12 protein-coding genes and 2 pseudogenes are annotated in these 14,555 nt (G+C 70.7%); 10 read left to right on the forward strand and 4 right to left on the reverse strand.

From position 1 onward, the window contains the following. Window positions 1-177: 177 nt before the first annotated feature. From AEQ27_RS12535 to AEQ27_RS16705, 3 genes are all read left to right on the forward strand, one after another. Complete coding sequence (locus AEQ27_RS12535) at window positions 178-1,677, forward strand: MFS transporter (RefSeq protein ID WP_161805539.1); 1,500 nt, start codon at window positions 178-180, stop codon at window positions 1,675-1,677. A 278-nt stretch (window positions 1,678-1,955) separates the two neighbouring features. After that, window positions 1,956-6,593, forward strand: coding sequence for an S-layer family protein (locus AEQ27_RS12540; protein ID WP_054146951.1), 4,638 nt, complete (start codon window positions 1,956-1,958; stop codon window positions 6,591-6,593). Next, window positions 6,530-7,387, forward strand: coding sequence for an Ig-like domain-containing protein (locus AEQ27_RS16705; RefSeq protein ID WP_369813654.1), 858 nt, complete (start codon window positions 6,530-6,532; stop codon window positions 7,385-7,387). The genes AEQ27_RS12540 and AEQ27_RS16705 overlap by 64 nt, the downstream gene beginning before the upstream one ends. 175 nt (window positions 7,388-7,562) lie before the next feature. Here AEQ27_RS16705 and AEQ27_RS18800 read toward each other — a convergent pair. Then, window positions 7,563-7,832 (reverse strand): annotated as a pseudogene (locus AEQ27_RS18800) (GNAT family N-acetyltransferase); the annotation flags it as partial. On the opposite strand from AEQ27_RS18800, the gene AEQ27_RS12545 reads away from it, so the two are divergent. Further along, window positions 7,777-8,352, forward strand: coding sequence for a VanZ family protein (locus AEQ27_RS12545; RefSeq protein ID WP_054146952.1), 576 nt, complete (start codon window positions 7,777-7,779; stop codon window positions 8,350-8,352). The pseudogene AEQ27_RS18800 and the gene AEQ27_RS12545 overlap by 56 nt on opposite strands. Window positions 8,353-8,551: 199 nt before the next feature. Here the strand turns inward: AEQ27_RS12545 and AEQ27_RS12550 are convergent, their stop codons facing one another. Together AEQ27_RS12550 and AEQ27_RS12555 are read right to left on the reverse strand one after the other, a co-directional pair. Continuing rightward, window positions 8,552-9,373 (reverse strand): ornithine carbamoyltransferase, encoded by an 822-nt coding sequence (locus AEQ27_RS12550; RefSeq protein ID WP_054146953.1) that lies wholly within the window; start codon window positions 9,371-9,373, stop codon window positions 8,552-8,554. Window positions 9,374-9,526: 153 nt separating this feature from the next. Further along, window positions 9,527-10,108, reverse strand: coding sequence for a GNAT family N-acetyltransferase (locus AEQ27_RS12555; RefSeq protein WP_369813649.1), 582 nt, complete (start codon window positions 10,106-10,108; stop codon window positions 9,527-9,529). Window positions 10,109-10,174: 66 nt separating this feature from the next. Between AEQ27_RS12555 and AEQ27_RS12560 the strand changes: the two genes are divergently transcribed. The 3 genes from AEQ27_RS12560 (at window position 10,175) to AEQ27_RS12570 (ending at window position 12,174) form a co-directional block, all read left to right on the forward strand. Further along, entirely contained in the window at window positions 10,175-10,870 is a 696-nt protein-coding gene (locus AEQ27_RS12560) for a YafY family protein (protein WP_054146955.1), read from the forward strand. A 97-nt stretch (window positions 10,871-10,967) separates the two neighbouring features. Then, entirely contained in the window at window positions 10,968-11,342 is a 375-nt protein-coding gene (locus tag AEQ27_RS12565; RefSeq protein ID WP_054146956.1) for a VOC family protein, read from the forward strand. A gap of 244 nt (window positions 11,343-11,586) precedes the next feature. Next, a complete protein-coding gene (locus AEQ27_RS12570) occupies window positions 11,587-12,174 on the forward strand; it encodes a hypothetical protein (protein ID WP_054146957.1) in 588 nt (195 codons plus the stop codon). A 321-nt stretch (window positions 12,175-12,495) separates the two neighbouring features. Here the strand turns inward: AEQ27_RS12570 and AEQ27_RS12575 are convergent, their stop codons facing one another. After that, window positions 12,496-13,395, reverse strand: coding sequence for an SDR family NAD(P)-dependent oxidoreductase (locus tag AEQ27_RS12575; RefSeq protein ID WP_235451079.1), 900 nt, complete (start codon window positions 13,393-13,395; stop codon window positions 12,496-12,498). 38 nt (window positions 13,396-13,433) lie between these two features. Here AEQ27_RS12575 and AEQ27_RS12580 point away from each other — a divergent pair, with 38 nt between their 5' ends. The 3 genes and pseudogenes from AEQ27_RS12580 to AEQ27_RS17395 all read left to right on the forward strand — a co-directional run bounded on the left by AEQ27_RS12580 (window position 13,434) and on the right by AEQ27_RS17395 (window position 14,520). Continuing rightward, entirely contained in the window at window positions 13,434-13,940 is a 507-nt protein-coding gene (locus tag AEQ27_RS12580) for a TetR family transcriptional regulator (RefSeq protein WP_235451080.1), read from the forward strand. A 101-nt stretch (window positions 13,941-14,041) separates the two neighbouring features. Then, a pseudogene (locus AEQ27_RS18370) lies at window positions 14,042-14,155 on the forward strand (transcriptional regulator); the annotation flags it as partial. 38 nt (window positions 14,156-14,193) lie between these two features. Further along, window positions 14,194-14,520: a PASTA domain-containing protein gene (locus AEQ27_RS17395; protein ID WP_152970345.1), complete on the forward strand. Its 327-nt coding sequence runs from the start codon at window positions 14,194-14,196 to the stop codon at window positions 14,518-14,520. Window positions 14,521-14,555 lie beyond the last annotated feature (35 nt).

Genomic DNA, 14,555 nt, shown 5'->3' on the forward strand with positions numbered 1-14,555 from the left:
CGAGCGCCCGCTCGCCGCGAGCGAACGGCGTTCCCATGAAAGAAGGCGGAGTCTCGTTCGGGGGCCTTGCGAGCCCCGGGGGGTGGCATGTCACACTGGATGAGCGCCCTCGTCGTGGAGTGGCAATCCCCCTAATCCACCCGCCAGCAGCATGGCCCGCGACGAGTGTGCTCCATCGTGCAGACCGGGGTCGACCACGAGTCGGCCGCCGACGTCCACGATGCCCCCGACGAGATCATCGTCGTGCGCACGCGCCACGGGCCCGGAGGCAATCCCGTGACCGACACCCTTCTGCGCCCGCCCGAGACCTCGAGCACGCCCGCCGTGCGCACGCCCGCCGCTGCGCCTCCCCCGCGCTCGTCGACGAAGCACCCGCGCGACACCCGCCCCACGCCCCAGCCGCACCGCCTGACGGCCTCCGGCGTCGTCGGCATCGCCGTGCTCGGCCTGGCGACGTTCTTCGCGATCACCACCGAGCTGAGCCCGGTCGGACTGCTCTCGACCATGAGCGGCGACCTCGGCGTGAGCGAGGCGCGCATGGGCGTCGTCGTCACGGTCTACGCCGTGGCCGTCGCCGCACTCGCCCTGCCGCTCACCTGGGCCACCGCACGCTTCCCCCGCAAGGCCGTGCTCGTCACGACCCTGGTCGGCTACACCGCCTCGAACCTGATGGTCGCGCTCGCACCGAGCTTCGGCGTCCTGCTGACCGGCCGCGTGGTCGGCGGCATCGCGCACGCCCTGTTCTTCTCGGTGGCGCCGGCCTGCGCGACGCGCATCGTGCCGCCGCGCCTGGCCGGACGCGCGATCGCGTTCGTCTACTCGGGCAGCTCGCTGGGCTTCGTCGTGGGCGTGCCGCTCGCGACGACGGTCGGCGACCAGCTCGGCTGGCGTCCCGCCGTGGGCGCGGTCGCCGTCGCCACCGCGGTGCTGGCCGTCGTGGCCGCGCTGTTCCTGCCGCACGTCCAGGGCGAGTCGTCGCCGCACGTCGGCTCGGTGCGGTCGTGGGCGCGCTCGGGCCTGTTGGCCGTGGTCGTGGCCGACCTCATGCTCTTCGCCGGCCACTACGTCGTCTACACCTTCATCGGCCCGTACCTGACGGGAGCCGGCCTCGGCGAGGACCTCGTCGGCGGTGCCCTGCTCGTGCTCGGCGGCACGGGCGTGGTCGGCCTGCTCGCGGCCGGCGCGTTCGTCGACCGGGCCCCTCGCCAGACCCTGATCGTCGCGGTCGCGGTGATGATCGGCGCCCTCGCGGCCCTGCCGTTCGTGCACGGCTCGCTCGTCGGCACCTTCGTCGTCGCCGGCCTGTGGATGGCCGCCAACGGCACGACCGGCACCCTCTTCATGGCCGCCGCGATCCGCACCGGCGGGGGCAGCCCCGACATCGCGGGCGCGCTGGTCAACGCGGGCTCGAACGTCGGCATCGCCGCGGGTGCCGCGGTCGGCGGGCAGGTCTACGGGATGTCGGGCCTCGCCACGGTGCCGTTCGCGGCCGCGGCGATCGTCGCGATCAGCCTCGTCGTCATCGTCGCCGGTCGACGCGGGTTCCCGCTGACCGGTCACGCCCAGGCGAACCTGTCGACCTCGTCGCTCGCCGTCATCACGTCGTCGGTCGCGGTGGTCACGACGTCGATCCCGACGGTCGGCGAGGGCCGCCGCGGGCGCCGCCCCCGCCGCTAGGACACCAGGAGGCGCGGGTCACGTCCTCGGCACCGTGACCCGCGCTCGATCAGTCCCTTTGTACCCCGATGTCCCCCACAAGGAGGACGAAAACACCCCTGCTCTGGGGACTCCACTCGACAAGCAAGAAGCTTTATTGTCGAAACATCCACTTTCGTGGAGCCCCCGTTCCCGTGGGGGCGACACGCGGGCGCCTGAACCCCCGCGTGTCGAGCAGGACCGACGTCCGACCGGATCCGACCCGGCCGGACGCCCCCACCCGAGGACACCACCCGCCCATGTCGCTTCTCCGCGCCTCCGTGCGCCCCCGTCGTCGCGCCCTCTCGTTCGCGGCCTTCGCCACCGCCTCCCTGCTGGCGGCCGTCGCCGTGACGCAGGCCGTCGCGCCGGCGCCCGCGCAGGCCGCGGCAGCGCTCTCGTGTGACCAGAACACGATCTACGCCACGGCCGGCCAGGGACAGTTCGTCGCCATCAACGTCGCGGCCAACACGGTGTCCGACGTGATCGCCGGCACGGCGAACCCGTTCTCGCCGGCCAACAACGGTCTTGGCGTGGGGCGGAACGGCCTCGACGCCTACGCCTTCACCAACGGCACGGCCAACAACTCGAACGGCAACACGCTCGCGCGCTACGACTCGGCGGCCGGGGCCGTCACGACGGTAGCCAACGCGAACCCGTCGGGGGCACCCGCCTCGACGCTGCGGGGCGCCGTCAACCCGGTGACCGGCATCTACTACTACGCGACCGGCGGCGACCCCTCCACGATCTCGGCGTACGACCCGAAGACCGGGGACAAGATCGGCGTCGTCGGTCGCATCCCCGGCCTGCAGGCCGGCAACGGCGACTTCGCCTTCAGCACGCAGGGTCTGCTCTTCGTCGTGGCGAGCAACGCGGTCTACCGGCTGAACGACGAGACGATCCCGACCACGGCCGGCACCACCTCGCTCGCCGCCACCAAGCTGACCGACCTGCCCACCGGCACCAACAGCCCGGGCATCGCGTTCTCGTCCGACGGCTACCTCTACGTCTCGTCCGGCCTGCAGATCATCAAGCTCGACTCGAGCTCGGGTGCCGAAGCCGGCCGCATGACCACGCCGGCCATCAGCAACATCACCGGGTACTCCGACCTCGCGAGCTGCAACTACGCCAACACCCTGACCGGCAAGGCGGACGTCGTCGGCCGGTGGAAGTCGAGCGACCAGTTCGCCCTCAAGGTCGACGGCGGGAACCTGTCGTCGCCGTCGACCGCGACGACCTCGGGCACGGCGAAGGGCGTCCAGGCCCAGAAGGCCGGCGCCGCACTCGCCATCCCCGCGCGCACCTACACCGTCTCGCAGACGGCGGGCAACAGCACGACGCGCCTGGCCGACTACTCGACGACATACCGCTGCGCGAACGTCAACGACGACGCGACCGTCGCCTCGGGTTCGGGCAACACCGCTCAGTTCACGTTCCCCGCCGCGACCAGCGCCGACGGCACGGACGTCGTCTGCACGTTCACGAACACCGTGGCCGCCGCGTCGGCCGCAGCCTCCGACGACACCGGGACCACCGCCTCCGGAACCACACTGACCGTCGACGCCCCGGGCGTCCTCTCCAACGACGCTGGCACCGACCTGAGCGTCACCTCGAACACGCAGCCGGCGAACGGCCGGGCCATCGTCGCGGCCGACGGCTCGTACGTCTACACGCCCGCGAAGGGCTTCTCGGGCACCGACACCTTCCAGTACACGACGACCGACGGAGGCGGTGGCACGTCGACCTCGACGGTCACGATCACCGTCACCCCGGTCGGCAGCGACGACGTCGCGACCGCTCGCGCCGGCCAGGCGCTCGTCGTGGACGCCGCCTCGGGCGTGCTGTCGAACGACTCGGGCAGCGGTCTGACCGCGACCGTCGCGACCGGACCCTCGCACGGCTCCCTCGTGCTCGGCCGCGACGGTTCGTTCCGGTACGTCCCCGCGGACGGCTTTTCGGGCACCGACACGTTCACCTACACGGCGACCGACGCGGACGGCCGGAGCACCACGAACACCGTGACGCTCACCGTGCTGCCTACCGCCGTCGACGACACGGCGAGCGCTGTCGCGGGGACCCCGACGACGATCGCCGGCAGCGCCCTGACCGCGAACGACGACGGCACCGACCTGAAGGTCACCGCCGTCTCGACGCCGGGCCACGGCACCGCGTCGGTCACCCCCGCGGGCGACGTGCTCTACACACCGGCCGACGACTTCTCGGGCACCGACACCGTCGACTACACCGTCACCGACGGCAAGGGCGGCACCGACACCGGCACGGTGACCGTGACCGTCGCGCCGCGCGCCTCGGCCGACACCGCCGACGCCATCGCGGGCTCGCCTCTCGACGTGCCCGCCGGGCGTGGGTTGCTGAGCAACGACGGGGGCAGCGGCCCGCTCAGCGCGGCGCTCGCCACGGCCCCGACGAACGGCACCGTCGTCGTCAACCCCGACGGCTCGTACGTCTACAGGCCGGCGAAGGGCTTCTCGGGCACCGACAGCTTCACCTACACGCTCACCGACGCGCACGGCGTGACGAGCACGGGGACGGTCACCGTCGCCGTCGCCCCGAAGGCCGTCGACGACACCGTCACCGTCCTCGCGGGTGGCACCGCCCACGTCGACGGACCCGGCGTCCTCGGCAACGACCTCGGGACCGGCCTCAGCGCCGCGATCGTGACCGGCCCGCAGCACGGCACCGCGACCATCGCCCCGAACGGCGAGTTCGACTACACGCCGACGCCCGGCTTCTCGGGCACCGACACCGTGACTTACGAGGTCACCGACGCCGCGGGTCGCACCGCGACGGCGTCGGTGACGATCACCGTGAAGCCCGTCGCGGTCGACGACGAGGCGACCACGCCGAACGGCACCACGGTGACCGTCGCCGGGCCCGGCCTGCTCGGCAACGACCTCGGCACCGGGCTGCGCGTGACCGACCACGGCACGCCCGCGCACGGCACCGTGACGGTGGCCGCCGACGGCACCTGGAGCTACACGCCGGACGCCGGCACCTCGGGCACCGACTCGTTCGAGTACCAGGTGACGGACGCCGCGGGGCAGACCGCGACCGCCCGCGCCTGGGTCATCGTCGGCGGCCTCGCCATGGCCGACCAGGGCACCGCGACCGCCGGACGCGACCTGACCGTGCCGGCGAAGGACGGCCTGCTCTCGAACGACCGCGGCACCGGCCTGACGGCCGTGCTGGACGGAGCCCCGCGTCACGGCGACGTGACCGTCGCGAAGGACGGCTCGTACGTCTACACCCCGGCGAAGGGCTTCTCGGGCACCGACGACTTCACCTACACCGCGACCGACGCCGAGGGGCAGACGAGCACGGGCATCGTGACGATCGTCGTCCTGCCCGACGCCGTGGACGACGTCACGTCGACGAAGGCCGGCACCACCGTCACCGTCACCGCCCCGGGCGTGCTCGGCAACGACCTCGGCACCGGGCTGCGCGCCGAGCTCGTCGACGCCCCGGCCCACGGCACGGCCACGATCGCGGCCGGCGGCACGCTCAGCTACACGCCCGCCGACGGCTTCTCAGGCACCGACCGGCTGACCTACCGCGCCACCGACGCGAACGGCGAGTCGGACGTCGCCACGGTGACGATCCATGTCGGGCCGATCGTCGTCGACGACTCCCCCGCCGGTGGCCCGACCGCCGACCAGCCCCTCGTCGTCGACGCCGACCACGGCGTGCTGTCGAACGACACGGGCACCGGCCTCACCGCGACCGTCTCCGACCAGCCGAAGGCGGGCACGGTCACGATGGCACCGGACGGCTCGTACACCTACTTGCCGAAGCCCGGCACCTCGGGCAAGGACTCGTTCGGCTACGAGGTCACGGACGGCAACGGACAGACCGGCACGGGCACCGTGACGATCGTGGTCAGCCCCGAGGCCGCCCCCGACGTCGCCACGGTCGTGGCCGGCGACCGCGTCACGGTCGCCGCACCGGGTGTGCTCGGCAACGACGTCGGAACCGGCCTGACCGTCACCGCGGCGACCCCGGCCGCGCACGGCACGGTCACGATCGCGCCGGACGGCACCGTCGACTACACGCCGGCCCCCGGCTTCTCGGGAGACGACATCGTGGTCTACACGGTCGCCGACCGTGACGGCGGCAGCGCCACGGCGACGGTCACCGTCACGGTGACGCCCCGCGCCCTCGACGACCGCTACTCGACGCCTGCCGGCACCGCGCTCTCGGTGCCCGCCCCGGGTCTGCTGGTGAACGACCTCGGCACCGGCCTGACCGTGACGGGCGTCGGCACCCCGGCGCACGGCACGATCGACACCCGGTCGAACGGGTCGTTCGTCTACACGCCGGTCGCCGGTTTCTCGGGCACCGACCGGGTCGAGTACACCGTGACCGATTCGGCCGGCCGGTCGACGAAGGCCACCGCGACCATCGTCGTCGGCGCCCTGGCCGTCGACGACACCGGCAGCACCCGAGCGGGCACCCCGCTGACCGTCGACGCCGCACACGGCGTGCTCTCGAACGACTCGGGCAGCGCGCTCACCGCGACGCTCGACGCCGCGCCCACGCACGGCACGGTCGAGCTCGCTCGCGACGGCTCGTACGTCTACACGCCGAAGGCCGGCTTCTCCGGCACCGACGTGTTCACCTACACGGCGACCGATGGCGAGGGTCAGACGCGCACGGGCACCGTCACCATCACGGTGCTGCCGACGGCGGGCGCGGCGCGGCCCCCACGCCGGCCGAGGCGACGCTGGCCGTCGCCGTGCGGGGGGGGCGGGGCAACGCCCGCGGCGCGGGCCTCCGCGTCGCCTCGGGGGGCCCCGCCACTCACGGCACGGTCACGATCGACCCCAGCGGCCGCCTGGTCTACACGCCGACCCCCGGGTACTCGGGGAAGGACGCCGTGACGTACACGGTCACCGACCGCGACGGCGGCACCGCGACCGCCACGGTCACCATCACCGTCGGCGTCAAGGCCGTGAACGACTCGGGCAGGACGATCGCCGGCAAGCGACTCGTCTCGGGCAGGGTCGGCGGCGTGATGCGCAACGACGACGGTTCGGCCCTCTGGGTCGCCCTGGCGTCCGAGCCGTCGCACGGCACCGTGGCGCTCGACCTCGACGGGTCGTACGACTACATGCCCCGCGCCGGCTTCGTCGGGGTCGACACCTTCGACTACACGGCGACCGACGAGGCCGGGCAGACCGCCCGCGCCACGGTGGACATCACGGTGCTGGGCGCGGCCGTTGCGGTCGACGACGAGCAGCGCGGCACGACCGACCACGCGGTCACCGTCGACGTCACGGCGAACGACGCCCCCACCGAGGGTGCGACCTTCGACCGCGGCACCGTCGTGATCGTCGACCCGGCGACCGGTGACGGGGTCAGCACGCTGGCCGTGCCCGACCAGGGCACCTGGACGGTCGTCGACGGCACCGTCGTCTTCACCCCCGCGACGGGCTTCGACTCGAAGGCCTCGGTGCAGTACCGCGTGACCGACACGGCCGGCATGACGGTCCAGGCCGTCGTCACGGTGTCGTTCCCGATGATCCTGTCGGCGACGCAGCTGGCCTTCACCGGCAGCGCGTCGGTGCTCGGCATCGCCGCGATGGCGCTGCTCGGGGTCGCCCTCGGCCTGGCGCTCTCGCGTCGCGGCCGTCGCGTGGTCGGCCCGATCCGAGGCCGTCGCCGGGTCGAGTAGGGCCCCGACGGCTCGACGTCCCCGTCCGCTCTCCCCTCGTCCCGAGGTGGCGAGCAGGCGGGGACGTCCGTCGTTCAGGAGGCGCGGTGCCGGTCCCCGAGGCCCTCAGGCGGCGAGGAAGCGCACGACGGCGAGGACCCGTCGGTGGTCGGAGAGCGTCGTCGTAGACACGGCGGGCGGTGTGGTCGTCGTCCGCGGTGATCCAGCGGACGACGTTCGGCCCTTCCTGCTCGGCGATCGACGCGGGCTCGCGCAGGAGCGCCGTCGCGACACCTCGTCCTCGACATGACGGAGAGGTGGAGTGATCGTCGAGGTAGAGCCCGAGCCCGGCAGCCCTACGATCGGACGGGTGCTGCCGCACCGCACCAAGCAATCGTCGGAAGCAAAGCATGAAGTCCATCGAAGTCCCCACGCTCCCCATCGTGATCCCCCTCGGCATCGTCATCTTCCTCGTGCTCCTCCGGGTCCTCCGCTCTCGCGGCCGGGTCACACCGGCACGGGCGGGTGTCGCCGCCGTCCTCGCTCTCTACGCAGGCGGAGTGCTCGCCAACACGGTCTTCCCGATCTTCATCCACGTCGGGACGTGGCCGGACTACGGGCCGCGCCCCTTGCCGCTCTATCTCGAGCCGTTCCGCGACTACGGGCTCGACGACGCCCTCATCAACGTCGCGGTGTTCGTTCCGCTCGGTGTCCTCATCCCCCTGCTCGTCATCCGGCCCACCTGGTGGAGGGTGCTGGCGATCGTCGCCGGCACGAGTCTCGCCATCGAGCTCGTGCAGATGGCCACCTCCCGGCTCGCCTTCGGCGGACACCTCGCCGACATCAACGACTGGATGACGAACACGCTGGGCGGGATCATCGGCTACGGCCTGTTCGTCCTCATGATGCGCTCGACGCTGCTCGCCGCATTCATTGAACGGTTCCGGTGGCCGGAGCGCGCGAGCGCGAACAGGTCGTCGGCCTGACCTCCCGAGGCCGGCACGGCACGACAGAAGCGACGATCTGGGCGACCGGGGACGTCGTGACGCTCGATCGCGCTCGAGAGGTCGAGTTCCCACGCGGTGGCACGCCAGAAGCGCGTAACCACCCTGTCGTCGATCTCTGTCGGGCCGCAGATGCACCACCCTGGAAGTCCGGCAGCCGATCGTCTACCGGGACGCGGCGTCATCCGAGGTCGAGGCAGAACGCCATGACCGCCTGGTGCACAGCGAGAAGAGGGGCCTTGAACGCGTGACCGACGAAGGCCGCGTGCGCCACGGCGTCGGCGCTCACCTCCCGGCCACGCACGAAAGGTGGGCACGGAGCGAAGCGGACGCCTGCCGGCGCGAGGTCGAGAAGGGCCGCCGTGATCCGATAGGGCTCGAGGAGCTCCGCGTGAGGGCCGGGACCGTCCGTGAGGATGACGTCCGCTGATCGGACTGCCGCATCCAAATCATCTGCCCAGAGGGCGCCAGGGGTCGCGAGCCCAGCCGGGCAACACTGGACGAGGTCCAGCTGCAGCACCCTTGCGGCCTCTTGCCACGCCCTGGCGATGTTACCGTCGGCTCCGACGAAGAGGTAGCGGAGCTCTGAGATGTCGCCCCTGTGGCGGAGGGAGTACAGGTCGGAGAGCACCTCGCACGGGTGGTTCACATCGGTCATCGCGTTCACGACGGGCAATGCATGAGACGCCGCCAAGCCCTCGATGACGGAGAGGTCACGGTGCCGGGCCACGATGATGTCGGCCCAGGCGTCCAGGTACTGGGCGACATCCCTGAGCGCCTCTGGCTTGTCGAGCGTGGTGTCGGGGAAGACGATCGGCTGGAGCCCCATCAGCGAGGCTCCGCGCTCGAACGTGGCTCTCGTCCGCAGACTACTCGGCGGAAAGAACATGACCGCTGCTCCCTCCTTGGCCGGCCCGCGGCCCTCGCTGTACGCATCCGCCAGGGCGAACACCGCGAGGACATCTGCGGCAGACCAGTCGTCGAGTGTGGTGAGAGAACGCATGCCACCACCGTAGAGACCACCCGGCCCTGAATCGACGCGGACGGCAACGCATCGGTCGTCGGACGCTGGGCGGCGGCCGCCACACACCCGCTCGCTGCTGGACCCGGATCGTCTCGGTAGGTCGGTCCGGAATCGATCCCGGTGGAGGATCTTCTAGCCGGCACCCTCCTGCCGATCGGTCATGGACGTGGTGGCGGCCTCCCAGAGGATCTCTCCGTCGACGAGCGTGGTCGTGGGTACGAGCCCGAGCCGACGGGCTGTCCGCGCGGACGCGGTGTGATCGGGGTGGACGTAGGCCTGCAGGCACCCGACACCCATCGAGGTCAGCCACGTCACGACGGCGGAGGCTGCCTCCCCCGCGACACCGCGGCCCTGTTCCGACGTCGTGACCAGCCACGCCAAGTCAGCCACGAGGCCAGCGTCCTCGCGTGTCAGCGTCGCCTGGACGAAACCGACGGCCGAGCCACCCCGAGCAGGTCGGATGATCCAGTTCGACCACCCGGCACGTCCGTCCTCGGACTGACCTCGCGACTGGCGGCGGTAGCGCTTCTCGAGCTCTTCGAGCGTCGGAGGCTCCCCGCCCGTGAACCGATACAGATCCTGAGGTGCCAGAGCGGCCACCATCTCGCTCGCATGCTCCACGGCGAGCGGCTCCAGAGAAAGACGATCCGTTCGGAGGGCTACAGCTCTGGGCCACGACATGACCCGAGCTTCGCAGGTCGACCGGACTCCCATCGTCCATCGGGACAACGGCGGAGCTGCCGACACGGCTGAGAGAGCGACCTGTCGGATGATGGGTCAGTGAATCGGACCGATCGGCTCTACGGCCTCGTGGAAGAGTTGCGTGCCGTGTCACCGCGGCCACGAAGCGCGCGTCGTCTCGCGGAACGGTTCGAGGTGTCGGTGCGCACGATCGAGCGGGATCTCGCTGCGTTGCAACGATCGGGTCTGCCGATCTGGGCCGAGCCCGGCCGAACCGGTGGGTACGTCATCGACGCGTCGGCGACGCTCGGACCGGCGGGATTCACGGTGGACGAGGCCCTCACCGTGCTGATCGGTCTCGGCTCCCTCCGACACAGCCCGTTCCGGCAGTCCGCCCAGACCGCCGCCCGGAAGATGCTGGCGGTCATGCCGGACCGGGACGCAGCACGCGCCAGCGCGCTGGCTTCCCGGGTCCACTTCCTGGAGGACGAGGGGGACACGGTCGCGCCGGCCGAGTTCGTGGCGGCCCTCCGCGCGGACCGTGTCGTGCGGCTTCGGTACCAGGACGCCAGCGGCGCCGACTCCACCCGAGACGTCGAACCATTGGGGTCGATCGGGAAGGACGGCCAGTGGTACCTGATCGCGTGGTGTCGACTCCGCGACGGGGTGCGAGCATTCCGGGGAGACCGGATGCTCTCCGTCGAGGTGACCGACGAGCGCCCGCCGCGACGAACGCTGCGATCGGAGGACCTCGCCATTTCCTCCGGGCGGCTGCGATCCGTCATCGACGACTGAGTCGCGGTAGGTGACTTCTGGAATCACCGACAGGACGCTGTCGCGACGACCGGTGAAGCTGATGCTCACATCTCGTCAGCTCCACCGAAGGAACCCCATGCCGTTCGCCTCCATCCGCATCGTCACCGACGACCTCGACGGCCTCGTCGCCTTCTACGAGCAGGTCACCGGCCAACGAGCCGAGCGCTCCACACCGGTCTTCGCCCAGTTCAACGGCCCGGGCGCGAACCTCGCGATCGCGAGCACCGCCACCGTCGCCATGCTCGACGGCGCACTGGCCCCTGCGACGAACCGATCCGTGTTCATCGAGTTCGAAGTCGCTGACGTCGACGGTGAGTTCGCCAAGCTGCAGCCCATGAGTGATGACGTCGTCCTCGAACCGACCACGATGCCCTGGGGCAACCGGTCCGCACTGCTGCGCGACCCCGACGGCAACATCGTCAACCTGTTCAGCAAACCCACCACGTACTAGCGCCGGTGGCGTCCGGCAGTCGATCACCTCCCGGGCACGGATGGTCGTGACGTCGAGGGTGGCCAGCCGTCCCATGATGCCGTCTACGTCCCGCACGGGGGCCTCTCGAGGAGGACCCGTCGTGGCCCCTCAGGCGGATCATCTGGCGACCTGCGGCCGACGGCAGGACCCGGCACGACAGCGAGGCTGAGAACGCGACGGGACGACCGTTCCCGTCCGACACCCCGACTCGAGGAGCAACCCCATGAACAAGCCCCGCACCGTCGTCGCCGTCTCAGCCCTGCTGGTCGCGACGGGCCTTGCCGCCGTCACGACCGCTGCGGCCGCCCCGTCCGCCGTCTCGTCGGGCTCCACCGCCTCGGCCGAGGACCAGCTCACCGCCGTCGCCACGCCCCTCTTGTCGCAGCAGGCCGACGGCTACCGAGGGAAGTGGGCCGTCGAGGGCGACACCCTCGAGGAGTCGTTCGAACAGGACGGTGTCGTCGTCTCCACCGGCACGACGAGCCTGCGCGACGGCCTGGCGGCCGACGAGGTCGTCTCGTTCGGGTACGTGGCCGGCTTCGGCGACCCCGACACCGGGGCGCAGCACGCGCAGCTCAGCGGACAGGCCGGGGCCGACATCACCGCGGTCCGCATCGTGAGCGCATCCGGTGTCACGACGCCGGCGACCCTCGCCGACGGCATCTGGGGAGCGGTCTGGACGGCCGACGGCTCCGCCGACGAGTACGGCCCGGCCACCCTGCAGGTCGACACCCCCGCCGGTACCACCACGGTGTCGACCGACCAGGTCGACGTGATCGCGGCCGAGCAGCGGGCCGCCGACCAGGGCTGAGAGGAAGGCCGGAAGGACGGGCCGCACCGACGGCTGCTCGGCGCGGCCCGAGTCGAAGGACGAGCGGCTCCGAGAACCAGCGCCACGTGAGCATGTTCCTGTTCACAACCAGCCTCCCCTGCCCGTCTCTCTGTAAGCGGGGTCGAACCGACGGGAAGACCCGCGGGATGGGGGCCTCCTGCATGACCGCTGACCGATCCTCCATCGGGCACTCATGGATGCAGCGATCGAGGACGCGACCAGCTCCCCGATAGGAGGAGCCCTGACCCCCGCGCCTCGCCCCACATCCATCACGCTCGATCTCGGCCTGTACGGGGCGCGTCACCAGGGCGCGCGCGTGCCGTCCCACGACCAGAGGGCACCGGTCGGGCCGTCGTCGGGCAGGAGGGCCAGACGGACTATTCCTGCCGCCGCTTCGGCCGGATCCCCTCCGACGGACATGCCCGGGACGATGCCCGTCCTTCTCAGGCCGGGTGCGACTGCGTTGACCTTGAACCGGTCACCGAGTGCTTGGGCGGTGAGCAAGGTCACGCCGTTCACGGCGGTCTTCGAGGTGCGGTAGGCCAGCCCGCCACCCTTGACAGCAGCCCAGTCGAATTGCGGATTCGGCCCGCCGTTCCACGTCAGCGACCCCGTGCCACTGGAGACGTTGACGATGCGCGGGTGCGCCGAACGGCGCAGCGCCGGCAGGAACGCCTGGGTGACTCCGATGAGGCCGAACACGTTGGTCTCGTACGCGGCTCGAAGTTGCTCCAGTGTCGTGCCGTCGATGTCGTCTCCGCCCGGATTCACGCCCGCATTGTTGACGAGCACGTCCAGCTCGCCGACCTCCGCGGCGGCGGCCTCGACCGACACGGCGTCCGTCACCTCGAGTTGCACGACTCGCGCGGACGGACCCAGGGAACGCGCCGTCCGCTCACCCTTCTCGACGTCGCGGGCTCCCAACCAGACGGTCATGCCGTGTCGGATCAGCTGGCGCGCGACGTCCAAGCCGATGCCACTCGTCGCACCGGTCACCAGGGCCACGGCACCAGGGCGAGCGTGCTGGCGGATCTCCGGTAGGCGTTCAGTTTCCATGTCGTTTCCGTTCCCATTCTCCAACTCCAACGCTTCGGTTGGAAAATAACAGTGGCCCTCAGAAATGCCAACCGCGGCGTTGGTATTGTCGTCGGATGGCTTGGGACACAGAGGGGACGCGTCGCCGACTCCGGCAAGCGGCACTGACCGAATTCGCTCGATTCGGATTCGACGGCACCACGGTGGCGGCGATCGCCGATCGGGCAGGGGTGAACAAAGAACGCCTGTACAGCTATTACGGCGACAAGAAGGCCCTGTGGGACCTCGTACTCGGGACGGAACTCGAGCGCCTGGCGGCGGCAGTGAGCGTCACGGGGACTGATCTAGAGGACATCGGCACATTCGCCGGGGCGTTGTTCGACTACCACGCAGCCCACCCTGAACTCAGTCGTCTGCTCCAATGGGAGGGCTTGCGGGGCGGACCGCCTGCCGACGCGATCGGTCGAAGGGCGCACTACCAGGACAAGATCGAGCAGTTCCGCTCCGCTCAACGAGATGGTGCTCTCGATGCAGCCCTGGACCCGGCCCATCTGGTCTTCGCCCTCATCGCCCTGGCCGCCTGGTGGCAGACCGTGCCGCAACTCGCGGAGTTGATCACGGGAGCCTCACCTGACGACGAAGAACGAGCTCGCCGCCGCCGCTTCGTCGTCGAAGCAGCTCGACGACTCGGTGCGACGACCGCGGTCTGAGGCGGATCAGACCGAGGACCCTCCGGGCGTGGCGTCGATCCCACCCGTGAAGAGGCGAGCGCAGACATTCTCGAGCGAGCGACCTGTCGCGTGATGGTTCCGTGAATCGGACCGACCGGCTCCACGGACTCGTGGAGGAGCTGCGTGCCGTGTCAGTGAGGCCACGGAGCGCCCGTCGTCTCGCGGAACGGTTCGAGGTGTCGGTGCGCACGATGTCCGTGGCTGCACGACCCCCGGGGTAAACGATCTCTACATGCCGCTCACCTCAGCGGCCCCCTACGTGGCACCTGCCTCGACGGACCCCGCCGCGGTGATGCCGAACGACCCAAAAGCGGTGGACCTCGATGGAACCGCGGTTCGATCGTTCCTCGAACAGAACGACCTCCGAGGCCTCCCCCTGGCTGACGCGCGACGTCAGGTCGAAGAAGCTGGCTTTCCTGTTCAATTCGACTCAGGTGACGGCAGCAAGTCAACGGTCGAACCACCAGCAGATGCCCGTGTGGTGTCTCAATCCGTGCTGACGCAGGAGTCATATCCACCGGTGCACATCGTCATCCTCGTTGTCACGACAAACACGTAACACCGCCCAGGCTACAGATCCGGAGCGAGCCGCCG

It is taken from the genome of Frigoribacterium sp. RIT-PI-h (genome assembly GCF_001297205.1).
GTDB lineage: Bacteria > Actinomycetota > Actinomycetes > Actinomycetales > Microbacteriaceae > Frigoribacterium.

Bases quoted from the DNA above. Each gene is read 5' to 3' on its own strand.
- AEQ27_RS12570 (WP_054146957.1), top strand. From the start codon at position 11,587: ATGAACAAGCCCCGCACCGTCGTCGCCGTCTCAGCCCTGCTGGTCGCG.
- AEQ27_RS12565 (WP_054146956.1), top strand. From the start codon at position 10,968: ATGCCGTTCGCCTCCATCCGCATCGTCACCGACGACCTCGACGGCCTC.
- AEQ27_RS17395 (WP_152970345.1), top strand. From the start codon at position 14,194: ATGCCGCTCACCTCAGCGGCCCCCTACGTGGCACCTGCCTCGACGGAC.
- AEQ27_RS12545 (WP_054146952.1), top strand. From the start codon at position 7,777: ATGAAGTCCATCGAAGTCCCCACGCTCCCCATCGTGATCCCCCTCGGC.
- AEQ27_RS12550 (WP_054146953.1), bottom strand. From the start codon at position 9,373: ATGCGTTCTCTCACCACACTCGACGACTGGTCTGCCGCAGATGTCCTC.
- AEQ27_RS12540 (WP_054146951.1), top strand. From the start codon at position 1,956: ATGTCGCTTCTCCGCGCCTCCGTGCGCCCCCGTCGTCGCGCCCTCTCG.
- AEQ27_RS12555 (WP_369813649.1), bottom strand. From the start codon at position 10,108: ATGGGAGTCCGGTCGACCTGCGAAGCTCGGGTCATGTCGTGGCCCAGA.